Source organism: Bradyrhizobium lablabi, assembly GCF_018131005.1.
Lineage (GTDB): Bacteria > Pseudomonadota > Alphaproteobacteria > Rhizobiales > Xanthobacteraceae > Bradyrhizobium > Bradyrhizobium lablabi_D.
The window spans coordinates 1-14,923 of the sequence record NZ_JAFCJK010000007.1; the positions used below are offsets into that span (position 1 = coordinate 1).

Below are 14,923 nucleotides of genomic sequence, written 5' to 3' on the forward strand. Positions count from 1 at the left end.
GGAATGGGGCTCTAGATTCTTGTTTTGACGCGTTTTCTTCACGCGAACCGGTTTCCACTTCGCTCGAAAACGCTCTAATACTCAATCCCGAACACGTCATAGAGGCGGCGAAACACCGCCGGCAGCACTTCGGTCAGATCCTCCGCGATCAGCCCTGGCCCTGCTTCGCCGGCGCCCTCGCCGTGCATCCACACCCCGATGTTCGCGGCCTCGAACGCCGGCACGTCCTGCGCCAGCAGGCCCGCGATCATGCCGGCCAGCACGTCGCCGGCGCCGGCGGTCGCAAGCCATGGCGGCGCGTTCGCGGCGATCGTGGCGCGACCGTCGGGAGACGCAACCACGGTATCCGCCCCCTTGAGCAGCACCACGGCGGCGGACCGCTCGGCCGCAGCACGCACGCGTTCGAGTTTCGAGCGGCCGGGATGCTTGTTCGAGATGTCGCTGAACAGCCGCGGAAACTCACCCTCGTGCGGTGTCAGCACGACCTGTTGACCGTCGGACGCCTTGACTGCTTCGAACAGCCTGTCGGGCGCGTCGGCAAAGCTGGTCAGCGCGTCCGCGTCCAGCACAAGATGACGCCGTGCCGAAAGCGCAGTGTGGACGAAGTCGCGCGTGCGCGCGCTGACGCCGGCGCCGGGTCCGATCACACAGGCATTGAGCCTGATGTCGCCGAGCAGTTCGGCGAACTGGATCGGGTTGTCGACCGCGCGCACCATCACCGCGGTCAGTGCCGCCGCGTTGACCGCAAGCGCATCGCGTGGCGAGGCCACCGTCACGAGCCCCGCGCCGGCGCGCAACGCGCCGCGCGCGGCGAGCCGAGCGGCGCCGGTCGAAGCGATGTCGCCTGACACCACGACGGCATGGCCGCGCGCATATTTGTGCCCGTCGATCCGCGGCACCGGAAACGACGCCCGCCAGGCCTGCGGCACGTTCTCCGCGGTCAGCGGCTTGATCTCGTCGAGCACGGCCGGATCGATGCCGATGTCGGCGACGCGCACGCGCCCGCAATGCATCCGTCCCGGCAGCAAGAGATGCGCCGGCTTCTTGCGAAAGAAAGTCACGGTCTCCTTGGCCCGCACGGCGGCCCCCATCACAGCGCCAGTCGTGCCGTTGATGCCGCTCGGCAGGTCGATCGCCAGCACCGGCGCGCCGTTGCCGTTGACCGCCGCGATCATCTCGAGCGGATCGCCCTTCACGGGCCGGTTGAGGCCGGCGCCGAACAGCGCGTCGATGATCAGCGAAGGCCTTCCGAGCGCCTGCGGATTAAACGGCAGCACGGGAAACTTCCAGCCCTTGGCAGCCAGCGCCGCATCACCCTGCAGGCTGTCGCGCCCGCACAGCAGGACCACGGAGACCTCGCGCCCGCGCGCTGCGAGCTCGGCAGCCGCGACGAATCCGTCACCGCCATTATTGCCGCGGCCGGCGACCACGACGATCGGTCCCTCCTCGACCAGATCCATCGCGGCCTCGGCGACCGCCTGCCCCGCGCTCATCATCAGCGCGAAGCCCGGCGTGCCGGCGGCGATCGTCAGCCGGTCTGCGCGCTCCATCTCCGTCGTGGTCAGAACGTCCATGCCGAATCCTCAGTCTATTCGCCCTTTCGAAAGGCACTTCCTGCGAAGTTCGCCCTGTTCCCGCGTCTCATTGCTTAAGGATTGATCTATTTGCCTATTAGATAGGCTCGGATATCATGCGTATCGCCATTCGATATCAGCCGATTGCTTGTTAAAAGGCTGATAACGTTCCCAAATCGGGGGCCATTAACAACTTGGCATAGACCCTGCTTTTGAGGAAGCCGCTCGCTATGGTGCTTCATGCAACCATTGGGAGCGTTTCCGGTTACGCGCCGAAGCCAGAGGACGGACCGGACTGCGCCCCACGCGCATCGAACCACGAACCTGCAATCTGAAATGCCCGGGAGGCGCTCAGTGAAGAAGATCGAAGCCATCATCAAGCCCTTCAAGCTCGACGAGGTGAAAGAGGCGCTCCAAGAGGTTGGACTGCAAGGCATCACGGTCACTGAGGCCAAGGGCTTCGGGCGGCAGAAGGGTCATGCCGAACTCTATCGCGGTGCGGAATACATCGTCGACTTCCTGCCCAAGGTGAAAATCGAGATCGTGATCGGCGACGAACTGGTCGAGAAAGCGATCGACGCGATCCGCCGCGCAGCGCAGACCGGACGCATCGGCGACGGCAAGATATTCGTCTCCAACATCGAGGAAGCGATCCGCATCCGGACTGGCGAATCCGGGCTGGACGCTATTTGAGCCGGGTGCTATCCGAATTTCGCGACATGAGCGAAGAAAAAGGGCTGCCTCGGCAGCCTGATTTCGTTTCAGTAGTCACGCGAATTCACCAAAGCGGCAATGAAAGCCGTCGAACGCTGGAAACCGTCCTGCAAAGCCATAAGGGGTATTCATGAAGACCGCCAAAGACGTCCTGAAATCGATCAAGGACAACGACGTCAAATACGTCGACCTGCGCTTCACCGATCCGCGCGGCAAATGGCAGCACGTGACCTTCGATGTCAGCATGATCGAGGAGGACACCTTTGCCGAGGGCCAGATGTTCGACGGCTCCTCGATTGCCGGCTGGAAGGCGATCAACGAGTCCGACATGTGCCTGATGCCCGATCCGGTGACCGCGACGATCGACCCGTTCTTCGCCGAGACCACCATGGTCATCATCTGCGACGTGCTCGAGCCGACCACCGGCGAGCCCTACAACCGCGACCCGCGCGGCATGGCCAAGAAGGCGGAGGCTATGGTGAAGTCGATGGGCGTGGGCGACACCGTGTTCTTCGGCCCCGAGGCCGAGTTCTTCGTGTTCGACGACGTGCGCTTCTCCGCCGAACCCTACTCGACCGGCTTCAAGCTCGACTCTTCGGAATTTCCTTCCAATTCGGCGACCGAATATGAAGGCGGCAACCTCGGCCACCGCATCCGCACCAAGGGCGGCTATTTCCCGGTACCGCCGCAGGACTCGGTGCAGGACATGCGCTCCGAAATGCTCGGGGCGATGGCCAAGATGGGCGTCAAGGTCGAGAAACATCACCATGAGGTCGCCTCCGCCCAGCACGAGCTCGGCATGAAGTTCGACGCCATGACGCTGATGGCCGACCAGATGCAGATCTACAAGTACTGCATCCACCAGGTCGCTCACATCTACGGCAAGACCGCTACCTTCATGCCGAAGCCCATCTACGGTGACAACGGCTCCGGCATGCACTGCCACCAGTCGATCTGGAAGGACGGCAAGCCGGTGTTCGCCGGCAACAAATATGCCGACCTGTCGGAGACCTGCCTCCACTACATCGGCGGCGTCATCAAGCACGCCAAGGCCATCAACGCCTTCACCAATCCCTCGACCAACTCCTACAAGCGTCTGGTCCCGGGCTATGAGGCACCGGTGCTGCTCGCGTACTCCGCGCGCAACCGCTCGGCCTCCTGCCGCATCCCCTACACGGCGAACCCGAAGGCGAAGCGCGTCGAGGTCCGCTTCCCGGACCCCATGGCCAATCCCTATCTCGGCTTCGCCGCGATGCTGATGGCCGGCCTCGACGGCATCAAGAACAAGATCGATCCGGGTCCGGCGATGGACAAGGACCTCTACGACCTGCCGAAGGAAGAGCTGAAGCAGATCCCGACCGTGTGCGGCTCGCTGCGCGAGGCGCTCGAGAATCTCGACAAGGATCGCGCGTTCCTCAAGAACGGCGGGGTGTTCGACGACGACTTCATCGACAGCTACATCGAACTCAAGATGACCGAAGTCGAGCGCTTCGAAATGACCCCGCACCCGGTCGAGTTCGACATGTACTATTCGCAGTGAGGTTTCAGAGCCCGGCGAATACCAAAGGCGCTCCGAGAGGGGCGCCTTTTATTTTTGGTATTTTTGAGCGCCCGCGACCGTCACGGCGGACAGACCTGCTCGGCTACAATCGCCAGCGCCGCCGCGAGGAAATCGTCCTGGCTGAACTTGGCGTGTCGCATGGCCGCGAGCATTCGTGCTTCGGGCGAATGTGTCCACGTGCCTGCCCCGTTACACCCGAAACAATCTTGAATACCGCGCCTTGATTGCTTCGCTCTGCGCTTGCACCTCTGCGGGTTCTGCCTTGAGCAGCTTCAGCTTGGCCAGCGGCACGTGCTCGCCCTTCTCCTTCACCTGCGCATGGAACGAGCGGTGCGCGAACACATCGATCAGCATCTGCTGGGCCTCCGCGCTGAACAGGTAACTCTGGAACAGTTTTGCCGCGTTCGGGTTCGGCGCGCTCCTGAAGATGCCGCTCGGCACGACGATCAGCGGCGAGCCTTCGGCCGGATAGACCACCTCGACCGGCTTGCCCTGATCCTTTAGCAGTACGAGATTGTAGTCGTTGCCGTCCGCCATCACGGCACGTTCACCGAGCAGGATCTTCTTCGGCGGATCGGCGGCCGACTGCACCTGCATCACCTTCTGCTGCGCAAGCTTTTCCAGGTACGGCCAGCCGAGATCGCGCGCCAGAACGAAGGTCGCGGTCAGGATCGCGCCGCTGTAGCCGGGATGGCCCTTGACGATCTTTCCCTGCCATTTCGGATCGAGCAGGTCGGCATAGCTGTTCGGCGCCTCCTCGCGCTTCACCTGGTCGGTGTTGTAGCCGACCGCCTCCAGCCACGCGCATGACGTCGCGTGCGTGCCGTGGGGATCGACCTGATCGGCCGGAAAATGCCTTGCGACATCCTCGGGCACGTATGGCGCGAGCCAGTCGTTCTTCCTCCAGTCTAGATAATGCGCGGGGTCGGTCGAATTGGCGACGTCCACCGCATTGATGCCGCTGCCCTGCTCCTGCGCGATGCGTTGAAATATCCGCTCGGCGCCGGAGCGCTCGACGCGGACGCTGATCCCCGGATACTTCTGTTCGAAGGTCCGCGACAGCCGTTCGGCAGTATTGAGTTCGAGCGCAGAGTAAAACGAGACCTTACCTTCCTTCTTCGCCGCCTCGATCAGCGCGGGCGTCACCGCCGATGGCGGCGGTGCAGCCGCCTGCAGTGGCTCGGCGAACACCACGCCGGCCACCGAGGCAGCCGACACCTTGAGCAGATTGCGTCTCGACCATTTGCGGTCTTGCATGCATTAGTCTCCGTGTGATCGGGCCGTTAGCCGCCGGCCATGCTATTGTTGTGGTTCGACTGTAGCACAGACGGCATCGTTCGCCCGATGACGCGCAAGATGACCACGATTGCGGCGAGCGCAAGCCGGTGTCGTCCGAACTCGTGCTTCGCAGGCCCCCGGAATGACACCGCGGATTGGTGTGCACCAAAAAATCTGGATTCATGAGTGCGATCAATGCGACTCATGCCGTCCAGTCCCTGCGCAAAAAATATTCCGCTTCCGTCGTCGCGCAAATCAGTTGTTCAATCCCGCCCGTCTCACCTGAATGAGGGGCGGCTCGCGATCGTCACGAACGTGGTGTGAGATGCGGTGGACGCAGAGCGCGTGACTGACGAGCATGCGTGAAGCGGACGGCGAAGTCGTGTGGTTCTGACGCCCCGATGCAGGTGTCAAGTCGGCGAGAAGCAAGCTTCTCACTGGCGACGGTGACAACAAAGCTGGTCTCACCGGGAAGATCACGAAGGACACCGTAAAACCATCGCGCAGGGAAAGCCGGAGTGTTTCCGGTTACACCTGTGGTCCTACCCCCGTGCTTTTTGTTGCACGGGGCCCACGGGTGCGATCGGCACCCGGCTTTCCCTGCGCCCTCGACTGATTGAGAGGGCGGAACGAGACGCAAAGCTCGGACAAATCATGTCGCGAGAACGCGAGCTTACATCCTCATCGCTGTTTGACCTGGATGACATAGCAACCCCCTATTCGCGAGGGCGAAGCGACGAGGCGATCCATTGTTTTCTCTCTGCAGGACGATGGATCGCGCTAACAATGACGGCAGGGAAAGCGCGCTGCGCTCCATTCTCATCATACCCGGGAGGTCGCCAGCAGCACGGCGGCCACTGGCCCTATACTGCGCCCTGCCGCTCGCGCAAAGCGTCGCCAAACGCTTCGAACAGCGCACGGTTGATCGGGTTGCGCTGCGGGTCGTACTCGGCGTGCCACTGCACGCCGAGCGCAAAGGTGGGCGCATCCGCGATCCGGATCGCCTCGATGGTGCCGTCCTCGGCAATCCCCTCGATCACGACACGTTTGCCGGGCTCGAGGATGCCCTGCCCGTGCAGCGAATTGACGCGGATGGTCTCGCAGCCGAGGATTTTCGCGAACGCGCCGCCCGGCGTGAGTGTCACGTCGTGCCGGTCGGCGAACACGACGGTTGGATCGGGATGGATCTCGCCATTGTCGAGCCGGGGCATGCGGTGGTTTATTCGGCCGGGGATCTCGCGGATTTCCGGGTGCAGCGAGCCGCCGAAGGCGACGTTCATCTCCTGCAGGCCACGGCAGATGCCGAAGATCGGCACGCCGCGCGCGACGCAGGCTTCCGACAGGGCAAGCGCGACGTCGTCGCGATGGAGATCATAAGGCTCGTGCGCCGCGCGAGGTTCGGTGTTGAAGCGGTTCGGATGGACATTGGCGCGCGCCCCGGTCAGGACCACGCCATCGACCACGTCGAGCAAGGCGGCGACGTCGGTGATTTCGGGCGTACCGGCAAACATCAGCGGAACGGCGCCCGATACGTCGGCGACCGCGCGCAAATTGCGCTCTCCGACCATTTGAACCGCGAAACGATTTTCAATGCGATGGGCGTTTCCGATCACGCCGACCACGGGTCGTCTCATTTATCTACGTCTCGCGCGAGAGTTTTCGCTATTAGGTGCGATTCCGGGATGATCATGCCTTCGAGTCCGCGTGGGATCAACAATTTATCTCTGAATCCGCCGCCTGCAGCCCCGCGGGAGGACCGGGTCGCATGGACCGTAAGCGCGCCGGAGGCGGATCTGGTGCCCTCGGTCGTCGAGGCGCGACGCAGCCGCTTGATCCCGGCTGCGTTTTCGCGAAAAAGGGGTCGGACACCTGCGAGAGGGAGCGATGGTGACTTATCCGGCTGACAACCGCCTGCGGGCCCGCAACGACATGGCGTGGGCGATCGCCGTCGGCGGCATCGGCATCGTTTTGTTCGCCTCGCTGCTGCTGTTCGCCTGGCACTTCGCCTCGACGCTGTTCCTGCTGTTCGCCGGCATGCTGTTGGGCGTCGGCCTGAACGCAATGACCACCCTGCTCGGGCGCCTCGTCAATTTGCCGCATGCGCTGCGGCTTGCGATCGTTTGCCTCGCGCTCGCCGGAGTATTGTCCGGCATCGTCTTTCTCGGCGGCACCACCATCGCGCAGCAGGCGACGGTGCTGAGCGACACCATCAAATCGCAGCTCGGCGGCGTCAAGAAATTCCTGGAAGAGCACGGCGTCGATACCAGCTATCTCGATTTCACCAATGCCGCCGGCGCGGCCGCGCCGGCAGGCTCCGCGGCCACGACGACCGCGCCGGTCGCGACGCCATCTCACAATCTGCCGAGCGCCGGCGCGCTTGCCTCGAGCGGCGGCGCAATCGTCAGCCAGACATTGAAAGTGCTGCTCGGCACCGTCAGCGTGGTCGGCAACTTCTTCATCGTAATGTTTCTGGGCCTTGCCTTCGCAGCACAGCCCAGCGTCTACCGCACCGGCTTGCTGTTCCTTGCGCCGGCCAAGTACCGCGGCGAGGCGACCGTGATCGTCGATCGCATCGGCGAGACGCTGGAACGCTGGCTGATCGCGCAGATGATCACCATGGCGGCGGTGTTCCTCGTGACCTGGATCGGCCTCGCGGTCATCGGCATCCCAAGTTCGTTCATCCTGGGCATCCAGGCCGGACTGCTCGCCTTCATTCCGACGGTCGGCGCGATCCTGGGCGGGCTGATCGTGGTGCTGGCGAGCCTCGCCACGGGATGGATCGCGGCGCTGTCGGCCTTCGTCCTGTTTCTCGGCGTGCACGCGCTGGAGAGCTACGTGCTGACGCCGATCATCCAACGACAGGCGCTCGACATCCCGCCGGCCACGCTGTTTGCGTTCCAGATCCTGCTCGGGGTCGTGTTCGGCATCTGGGGGCTCGCGCTGGCGCTGCCGCTGATGGCGATCGCCAAGGTGATGATCGACCACTTCAAGGCGGAGGACGGCGCGGCCGCGCAAGCCGCGTGAGATGGCGCTAAGCGGTCAGCACGGTCTCGGTGTGCTCGACCTCGGGGGGCGCGGCAAAATACGGGCCAACCAGCCCGCGCCAGGCCGTAAAATCCTCCGAGCCGCGGAAATCAACGGTGTGGTTCTCGAGGGTCTCCCACTTCGCGACCAGCCGGTAACGCGAGGGCTTCTCGATCGACTTATGCAGCTCAAATCCCTTGCCGCCCTTGGCGCGCAGAAACAACGGCCGCGCCTCGGCCACCGCCGCTTCAAAATCCTTTTCGCTGCCGGGCTTGACGTCGATGAGTGCGATTTCCGTGATCATTGGGTTCTCCCTGGGAAGAAACCGTCTGTAACGCGGTCCGCGGGATCGGTGAAGCCTGCTTCCGCGCCCGTACCAAACATTCGGGTGCGGCAGGGCCATTTGGCGCCAACCGAGGCTTCAGCCGAGCAGGAGGATGGTCCCCAACGCCATCAGCGTGCAGCCGAACAGCATCGCGATCGTCCAGCCGCTCTTCGGCCGGGCGTAGCGGCCCTGCGCGCGCCGCTCGGCAATCAGCGCCGTCTCGTATTCGTCCGAGCTTGAGAACATGCAGGCGAAGCCGCCGCGCGCCGAAACGGCGGCCGCTTCGAGCGACATCAGGGCAGTGCGAGGATTGCTGGTCGGGATCGACTCCATGCTCAAAATGATGGAGCCGAATGGTTAATGAGCGGTTGCCGCCTATGCCACCAGGGGCTTTTGCCGGGCCGACGCCGGCAGGCCAGCGGTCTTGCGCCGCCAGTTCTCGAGCGACAGCGGCAACTCCGCCGCGGCCTCGACGCGGTTGCGACCACTGCGCTTCGCCTGGTAGAGCGCCGTATCGGCCGATGCCAGGAGCACTTCGAGCTCGGTTCCGGCGGGCCCGCCGGCTACGCCGATACTGACGGTGGTATCGACCGGCCCCTCCTCGCACACGATGCCGGAGGCCTCGAACGCCTCCCGCACCCGTTCGGCGACAAGGACGCCCTCCTCCAGCGGACAGGGCAAAAGTGCTGCGAATTCCTCGCCGCCGATGCGACCGGAAAGATCGCTGATGCGGAGATTACTGACCACCACGGTGGCGAACAGTTTCAAGATTTCGTCGCCGGCAGGATGGCCGAAGCGATCATTGATCGATTTGAAGTGGTCGATGTCGAAAATCATCACCGTGACCGGACGGCCGGCATTGGCCTCGCGCTCGATCACCCGCGTGCAGGCTTCGGTGAAGCCCCGGCGGTTGAGCATGCCGCTCAGCGGATCGACCGAGGCGGCGGTCTTGTGCACCGCCACCGCGCGGTCCGAGACCATCATGAAAATCACGAACACGGTCCCGATCGCGTACAACACAAGCTCGATGGAGAACATTTTGACCCAGAGGCTGGTCGCAAAGTGCTCGTCATGGGGCCGCACGATGTCGCCGATCAGGATCGGCAGCATCAGCACGCAGCCGTGCACCACCGGCACGACGATCGCAGGCCAACGCCTCTGCATCGAGCGACGCCGCTCGTTCCACAATTCCGCGGCTGTCAACGCGGCATAGATCGCGACGACCGCCGCGCCGATCGTCAGACGCATCGCGGGATTCTGCACCATCGTAACGGCGACGATCCAGGCGGCCGGTCCGAGCATGAGGCCCAGCAGATTGGGCTTGCGGCCGTGGAAAACACGAGAGGCGTTCCAGACTATCCCGCAGGCGGCAAAGGCGACCGCGTTCAACGCCAGCAGCAGGGGCGCGCCGAGCGCAGAGCCCCCGACCGTCCAGAGCGCGACCGAGGCTGCGCCCAGCAGATAGGCGCTGCCCCACCATTTCAACGCGGGGATGTTCTCCTGCTTGCCGAAGAACATCAGCATGGCGCCGAGCATGCCCGCAACCATGGTAGCGAACAAATAAAGTGTCGACGTGTCGAACGACATGAGATTACCCCAGCCAATATAATCTATACTTCGCAGGCGCATTTTTATGTGATGCTGCGCTACCGCGAGATTGACACGCTAGGGACCGCGGGTTCCAATTCCGTTTGCACGCATCCGCAAGTTTTCGCGAAAAACTGCGTTAATTCAGTTCTAAAGTCACAGCAAAAAGGGCGCTTCTCAGCGCCCTCTTTAGTTTCGGATTTGTCGCAATTGCAGCGAATTTGATCGCAGCGATTAGCGCTTCGAGAACTGGAACGACTTGCGCGCCTTTGCCTTGCCGTACTTCTTGCGCTCGACCGAGCGCGAGTCCCGGGTGAGGAAGCCGCCCTTCTTGAGGACGCTGCGCAACTCGGGCTCGAAATTCGTCAACGCCTTCGAAATGCCGTGACGAACCGCACCGGCCTGGCCCGAAAGGCCGCCACCGGCAACGGTGCAGATCACGTCGTACTGGCCGTTGCGCGCGGCTGCGACCAGCGGCTGCTGGATCATCATGCGCAGAACCGGACGGGCGAAGTAGACTTCGAACTCGCGGGTGTTGACCGAGATCTTGCCCGAGCCGGGCTTGACCCAGACGCGGGCGACCGCATCCTTGCGCTTGCCGGTCGCGTAGGCGCGGCCGTACTTGTCGGTCTTCTTGACGTATTTCGGCGCCTCGGGAGCGGCCGGTTTCAGCTGCGCGAGCTGGTCGAGGGACTGCATGGTATCGGACATTACGCGGCCCTCATGTTCTTGCGGTTCATCGCGGCGATATCGACCTTTTCGGGGTTCTGGGCTTCATGCGGGTGCTCGTTGCCGGGATAGACCCGCAGATTGCCCATCTGCTTGCGGCCGAGCGGCCCGCGCGGAATCATGCGCTCGATTGCCTTCTCGACGACGCGCTCGGGGAAGCGTCCCTCGAGGATATCCTTCGCGGTGCGCTCCTTGATACCGCCGATGAAGCCGGTGTGCTTGTGGTAGACCTTGTTCTCGCGCTTGCGACCGGTCAGCACCACATGTGCGGCGTTGATGATGATGACGTTGTCCCCGCAATCGACGTGCGGAGTGTAGGTGGGCAGGTGTTTGCCGCGCAGACGCATCGCAACGAGGGTAGCGAGACGACCGACAACCAGACCCTTGGCGTCGATCAGCACCCACTTCTTCGTCACTTCGGCGGGCTTGGCCGAGAACGTGCTCATGTGTGAATCCGTGAAATGAAAATCGGCGCCGCGTGCGCCGAACTGAGCGGCTTTCTAGAGAAGCGGGCGCCGTACGTCAACGCCCGAACACATCAATTACATGAGCCAAAACAATATCTTAAAATTAAGGTGTTATAATACCAGAAAAAAGCCTATTGATTCGGAATGGAATAGGTCGCTGTGACATGAGCGATCGGGTCGGGCGACGGGCTGGACAGCAGGGTGACCTCGCCCACTGCAAGCCGCTTGCCGAGCTTGAGCAGCCTGGCGGCCGCGAGCACGTCCTGCCCCGACCGGCCCTTGCGCAGGAAATTGATGTTGAGATTGGTTGTCACGGCAAGGCCGACCGGCCCGATCGCCGATAGCAGCACCACGTACATCGCGCAGTCGGCCAGCGCCATCAGCGTTGGCCCCGACACCGTGCCCCCCGGACGCAGCATGCGCTCGTTGTAGCGTTGGCGAACCAGACAGGTTTCGCCGTCGGCGCTTTCGATCTTGACGTCGTCGCCGCTGAAGACTTGCGGAAATTCCCTGCGAAGGAACTCCTCCAGCTCAGCCACGCTCATTTTCGCCGTCGCCATCCCGTCCCTGCCCTCGCTTCAGCCTGCCTGTTACATTAAATTGTCTGCAGAGACCTAACGGAAAACTGGTAATGCCCCAAGCCGCCCGCACCGCCGCACCACAGCCGTCAATTCTCCTGCGCGAACAGATCGGCAGCATTGCCGTGCTCACGCTCAACCGTCCTGATGCGCGCAACAGCCTTTCCGAGGACCTGATCGGGGCGTTGCATGGCGCGCTGAAAGAGATCCATGTCGACAAGAGCATCCGAGGCGTCGTGATCGCAGCGAGCGGTCCGGCCTTCTCCGCCGGCCACGACATGAAGGAGCTGACCGCGCGCCGCAGCGATCCCGATCGCGGGCGCGCCTACTTTTCCCAGATCATGACCGCATGCAGCGCCATGATGCAGGCTATCGTGCATCTGCCGAAGCCGGTGGTCGCGGCCGTCCAGGGCGTCGCGACGGCCGCGGGCTGCCAGCTCGTCGCAAGCTGCGACCTGGCGGTCGCCTCTGAGGCTGCGAGCTTCGCGACACCGGGCGTCGATATCGGCCTGTTCTGCTCGACGCCGATGGTGGCACTGTCGCGCAACGTGCCGCGCAAGCAGGCGATGGAGATGCTGCTCACCGGTGAGCCGATTATGGCCGCAACGGCGAAGGATATCGGCCTGATCAACCGCGTGGTCCCGGCGGGCACCGAGCGTGACGCCGCAATTGTGCTTGCGCAAAAGGTCGCGCTGAAATCGGCCTATACCGTGAAGCTCGGCAAGGAAGCGTTCTACCGCCAGGCAGAAATGACCCTCGCCGAGGCCTACCGCTATGCGGCCGACGTAATGACCGAGAACATGATGGCGCGCGATGCCGAAGAAGGCATCGGTGCCTTCATCGACAAGCGGGAGCCGAAGTGGCAGGACAAGTGACTCTGTCGTTGCGAAGCGGAGCGACACATTCCATCGCGTCACAAGGAAGGATGGCTTGCATCGTTTCGCTCTTCGCAATGCTCAATGAAAAAGACGAGTGATGAACCACGACGCCTACGACGACAACTACATCCGCAGCATCCTCAACAACGTCAAATCGATCGCGATGGTCGGCGCTTCGCCGGTCAACGTGCGCCCGAGCTATTTCGCGTTCAAATATCTGGCGCAGCGCGGCTACGACATGATTCCGGTCAATCCCGGCCATGTCGGCAAGACTCTGATGGGCAAACCCTTCGTGGCATCGCTCGCCGATATCGGCCGTCCGATCGACATGGTCGATATCTTTCGCAATTCGAGCCACATCATGCCTGTGGTGGACGAGGCGCTGGCGTTGACACCGCCGCCAAAGGTGATCTGGATGCAGCTCGGCGCGCGCGATGATGCGGCGGCGGAAAAAGCAGAGGCGGCAGGCCTGAAGGTCGTGATGAACCGCTGCCCGAAGATCGAATATGGCCGCCTGTCGTCGGAGATTTCATGGATGGGCGTGAATTCGCGCACCCTCAGTTCGAAACGCGCGCCGATCCCGACACAGGGCATGCGGCTGTCACTCAATCGCACGAGCCTTGGAGGCGGGCAGACCGCCGCATCCGACCGCGCCGCAAAGAACAAGAGCGAGACGAGCTGACGCGAGCGCGCAATAATTGCTTTGGTCGAGCGGTATAGCGAAGCACGCCAGTTTCAAAAAGCGCGCCCGCTTGCCAACCTGGCTTGACGCCGGGCGCCGCGATCATCAGCATGCCGCGCGTTTTCGACAAAGCAGAACAGGATGCAATAATGACCGATCGTCTTCCGGGATTTGCCACCCTTGCCGTCCACGCCGGGGCACAGCCTGATCCCACCACCGGCGCGCGGGCGACGCCGATCTACCAGACGACCTCATTCGTGTTCAACGATGCCGACCATGCAGCTTCGCTGTTCGGCCTGCAGGCCTTCGGCAACATCTACACGCGCATCGGCAATCCGACCAACGCGGTACTCGAGGAGCGCGTCGCCGCACTCGAAGGCGGGACGGCCGCGCTAGCGGTCGCCTCCGGCCACGCAGCCCAGCTCGTGGTGCTGCAGCAATTATTGCGGCCCGGCGACGAGATCATCGCGGCGCGCAAGCTCTATGGCGGTTCGATCAACCAGTTCACCCACGCCTTCAAGGCCTTTGGCTGGAACGTCGCGTGGGCCGATCCCGACGAGATCTCGACCTTCGAGCGCGCGGTAACGCCGCATACCAAGGCGATCTTCATCGAGTCGATCGCCAATCCGGCCGGCAGCATTACCGATATCGAGGCGATCGCGGCGGTCGCGCGCAAGGCCGGCGTGCCGTTGATCGTCGACAACACGTTGGCGACGCCCTATCTGATCAAGCCGATCGACCACGGCGCCGACATCGTCGTCCACTCGCTGACGAAATTCCTCGGCGGCCACGGCAACTCGCTCGGCGGCATCATCGTGGATGCCGGCACCTTCGACTGGTCGAGGGACAACAAATATCCGATGCTGAGCGAGCCGCGCCCGGAATATCATGGCATCAAGATCCAGGAAACCTTTGGCAATTTCGCCTTCGCCATCGCCTGCCGCGTGCTCGGCCTGCGCGATCTCGGGCCCGCGCTGTCGCCGTTCAACGCCTTCATGATCCTGACCGGCATCGAGACGCTGCCGCTGCGCATGCAGAAGCACTGCGACAACGCCAAGGCGATCGCGGAATTCCTGGCCGGCCACCCGGCGGTATCGGCGGTGAACTACCCCGGTCTTCCCGGCGACCGGTACAACAACTTGCAGCGCAAATATGCTCCGAAGGGCGCCGGTGCGGTGTTCACCTTCAGCCTCAAGGGCGGCTATGACGCAGGCGTCAACCTGGTGTCGAACCTGAAACTGTTCTCGCATCTCGCCAATGTCGGCGACACCCGCTCGCTCGTGATCCACCCGGCTTCCACCACCCACAGCCAGCTCGACGACGACGCCAAGGTAAGGTCGGGCGCGGGGCCTGACGTGGTCCGGCTCTCGATCGGGATCGAGGACAAGGAAGACCTGATCGCCGACCTCGAGCAGGCGCTCGACGCCTGATCATTAACCGTCCGGGGTGCCGCACCGCCCCGGACACTTTGCCCGATGCGACGAGCCTCTCGTTAACGCTCATTCCGGCATAAAGTGGCATTGATT

Annotated in this window: 15 protein-coding genes; 6 read left to right on the top strand and 9 right to left on the bottom strand. The window is 63.0% G+C overall.

What is annotated here, in order from left to right:
• Positions 1-74: 74 nt before the first annotated feature.
• Positions 75-1,574 (bottom strand): NAD(P)H-hydrate dehydratase, encoded by a 1,500-nt coding sequence (locus JQ553_RS21345; protein ID WP_212502000.1) that lies wholly within the window; start codon positions 1,572-1,574, stop codon positions 75-77.
• Positions 1,575-1,928: 354 nt separating this feature from the next.
• On the opposite strand from JQ553_RS21345, the gene JQ553_RS21350 reads away from it, so the two are divergent.
• Positions 1,929-2,267 carry a P-II family nitrogen regulator gene (locus JQ553_RS21350; RefSeq protein WP_044542445.1) on the top strand — a complete coding sequence of 113 codons (339 nt, stop codon included), beginning with the start codon at positions 1,929-1,931 and terminating at the stop codon, positions 2,265-2,267.
• A 151-nt stretch (positions 2,268-2,418) separates the two neighbouring features.
• Positions 2,419-3,828 carry a type I glutamate--ammonia ligase gene (gene glnA, locus JQ553_RS21355; RefSeq protein ID WP_212502001.1) on the top strand — a complete coding sequence of 470 codons (1,410 nt, stop codon included), beginning with the start codon at positions 2,419-2,421 and terminating at the stop codon, positions 3,826-3,828.
• A 210-nt stretch (positions 3,829-4,038) separates the two neighbouring features.
• On the opposite strand, the gene JQ553_RS21360 is transcribed toward glnA, so the two are convergent.
• A complete protein-coding gene (locus tag JQ553_RS21360; protein ID WP_212502002.1) occupies positions 4,039-5,106 on the bottom strand; it encodes an extracellular solute-binding protein in 1,068 nt (355 codons plus the stop codon).
• A gap of 884 nt (positions 5,107-5,990) precedes the next feature.
• Positions 5,991-6,761, bottom strand: a complete 771-nt coding sequence (locus JQ553_RS21365) for a gamma-glutamyl-gamma-aminobutyrate hydrolase family protein (RefSeq protein ID WP_212502003.1) — start codon at positions 6,759-6,761, stop codon at positions 5,991-5,993.
• A 253-nt stretch (positions 6,762-7,014) separates the two neighbouring features.
• Between JQ553_RS21365 and JQ553_RS21370 the strand changes: the two genes are divergently transcribed.
• The gene (locus JQ553_RS21370; RefSeq protein WP_212502396.1) at positions 7,015-8,151 is read left to right on the top strand and encodes an AI-2E family transporter; all 1,137 of its coding nucleotides are present in this window, start codon (positions 7,015-7,017) and stop codon (positions 8,149-8,151) included.
• 7 nt (positions 8,152-8,158) lie between these two features.
• Here JQ553_RS21370 and JQ553_RS21375 read toward each other — a convergent pair whose 3' ends face one another.
• From JQ553_RS21375 to JQ553_RS21400, 6 genes are all read right to left on the bottom strand, one after another.
• Positions 8,159-8,455, bottom strand: a complete 297-nt coding sequence (locus tag JQ553_RS21375; RefSeq protein ID WP_212502004.1) for an antibiotic biosynthesis monooxygenase — start codon at positions 8,453-8,455, stop codon at positions 8,159-8,161.
• Between the two features lie 117 nt (positions 8,456-8,572).
• Entirely contained in the window at positions 8,573-8,809 is a 237-nt protein-coding gene (locus tag JQ553_RS21380) for a hypothetical protein (RefSeq protein WP_212502005.1), read from the bottom strand.
• A 42-nt stretch (positions 8,810-8,851) separates the two neighbouring features.
• Complete coding sequence (locus JQ553_RS21385; protein WP_212502006.1) at positions 8,852-10,063, bottom strand: GGDEF domain-containing protein; 1,212 nt, start codon at positions 10,061-10,063, stop codon at positions 8,852-8,854.
• 234 nt (positions 10,064-10,297) lie between these two features.
• Positions 10,298-10,774 (bottom strand): 30S ribosomal protein S9, encoded by a 477-nt coding sequence (gene rpsI, locus JQ553_RS21390; RefSeq protein WP_212502007.1) that lies wholly within the window; start codon positions 10,772-10,774, stop codon positions 10,298-10,300.
• Entirely contained in the window at positions 10,774-11,238 is a 465-nt protein-coding gene (rplM, locus tag JQ553_RS21395; RefSeq protein WP_212502008.1) for a 50S ribosomal protein L13, read from the bottom strand. The genes rpsI and rplM overlap by 1 nt, the downstream gene beginning before the upstream one ends.
• 152 nt (positions 11,239-11,390) lie before the next feature.
• Entirely contained in the window at positions 11,391-11,819 is a 429-nt protein-coding gene (locus tag JQ553_RS21400; RefSeq protein WP_212502009.1) for a PaaI family thioesterase, read from the bottom strand.
• A 71-nt stretch (positions 11,820-11,890) separates the two neighbouring features.
• Between JQ553_RS21400 and JQ553_RS21405 the strand changes: the two genes are divergently transcribed.
• From JQ553_RS21405 to JQ553_RS21415, 3 genes are all read left to right on the top strand, one after another.
• A complete protein-coding gene (locus JQ553_RS21405) occupies positions 11,891-12,712 on the top strand; it encodes an enoyl-CoA hydratase (protein ID WP_212502010.1) in 822 nt (273 codons plus the stop codon).
• A gap of 100 nt (positions 12,713-12,812) precedes the next feature.
• The gene (locus JQ553_RS21410) at positions 12,813-13,397 is read left to right on the top strand and encodes a CoA-binding protein (protein WP_212502011.1); all 585 of its coding nucleotides are present in this window, start codon (positions 12,813-12,815) and stop codon (positions 13,395-13,397) included.
• A 149-nt stretch (positions 13,398-13,546) separates the two neighbouring features.
• Positions 13,547-14,827, top strand: a complete 1,281-nt coding sequence (locus JQ553_RS21415) for an O-acetylhomoserine aminocarboxypropyltransferase (protein WP_212502012.1) — start codon at positions 13,547-13,549, stop codon at positions 14,825-14,827.
• Positions 14,828-14,923: the final 96 nt, after the last annotated feature.

Bases quoted from the DNA above. Each gene is read 5' to 3' on its own strand.
- JQ553_RS21345 (WP_212502000.1), bottom strand. From the start codon at position 1,574: ATGGACGTTCTGACCACGACGGAGATGGAGCGCGCAGACCGGCTGACG.
- glnA (WP_212502001.1), top strand. From the start codon at position 2,419: ATGAAGACCGCCAAAGACGTCCTGAAATCGATCAAGGACAACGACGTC.
- JQ553_RS21360 (WP_212502002.1), bottom strand. From the start codon at position 5,106: ATGCAAGACCGCAAATGGTCGAGACGCAATCTGCTCAAGGTGTCGGCT.
- JQ553_RS21365 (WP_212502003.1), bottom strand. From the start codon at position 6,761: ATGAGACGACCCGTGGTCGGCGTGATCGGAAACGCCCATCGCATTGAA.
- JQ553_RS21375 (WP_212502004.1), bottom strand. From the start codon at position 8,455: ATGATCACGGAAATCGCACTCATCGACGTCAAGCCCGGCAGCGAAAAG.
- JQ553_RS21380 (WP_212502005.1), bottom strand. From the start codon at position 8,809: ATGGAGTCGATCCCGACCAGCAATCCTCGCACTGCCCTGATGTCGCTC.
- JQ553_RS21385 (WP_212502006.1), bottom strand. From the start codon at position 10,063: ATGTCGTTCGACACGTCGACACTTTATTTGTTCGCTACCATGGTTGCG.
- rpsI (WP_212502007.1), bottom strand. From the start codon at position 10,774: ATGTCCGATACCATGCAGTCCCTCGACCAGCTCGCGCAGCTGAAACCG.
- rplM (WP_212502008.1), bottom strand. From the start codon at position 11,238: ATGAGCACGTTCTCGGCCAAGCCCGCCGAAGTGACGAAGAAGTGGGTG.
- JQ553_RS21400 (WP_212502009.1), bottom strand. From the start codon at position 11,819: ATGGCGACGGCGAAAATGAGCGTGGCTGAGCTGGAGGAGTTCCTTCGC.
- JQ553_RS21405 (WP_212502010.1), top strand. From the start codon at position 11,891: ATGCCCCAAGCCGCCCGCACCGCCGCACCACAGCCGTCAATTCTCCTG.
- JQ553_RS21410 (WP_212502011.1), top strand. From the start codon at position 12,813: ATGAACCACGACGCCTACGACGACAACTACATCCGCAGCATCCTCAAC.
- JQ553_RS21415 (WP_212502012.1), top strand. From the start codon at position 13,547: ATGACCGATCGTCTTCCGGGATTTGCCACCCTTGCCGTCCACGCCGGG.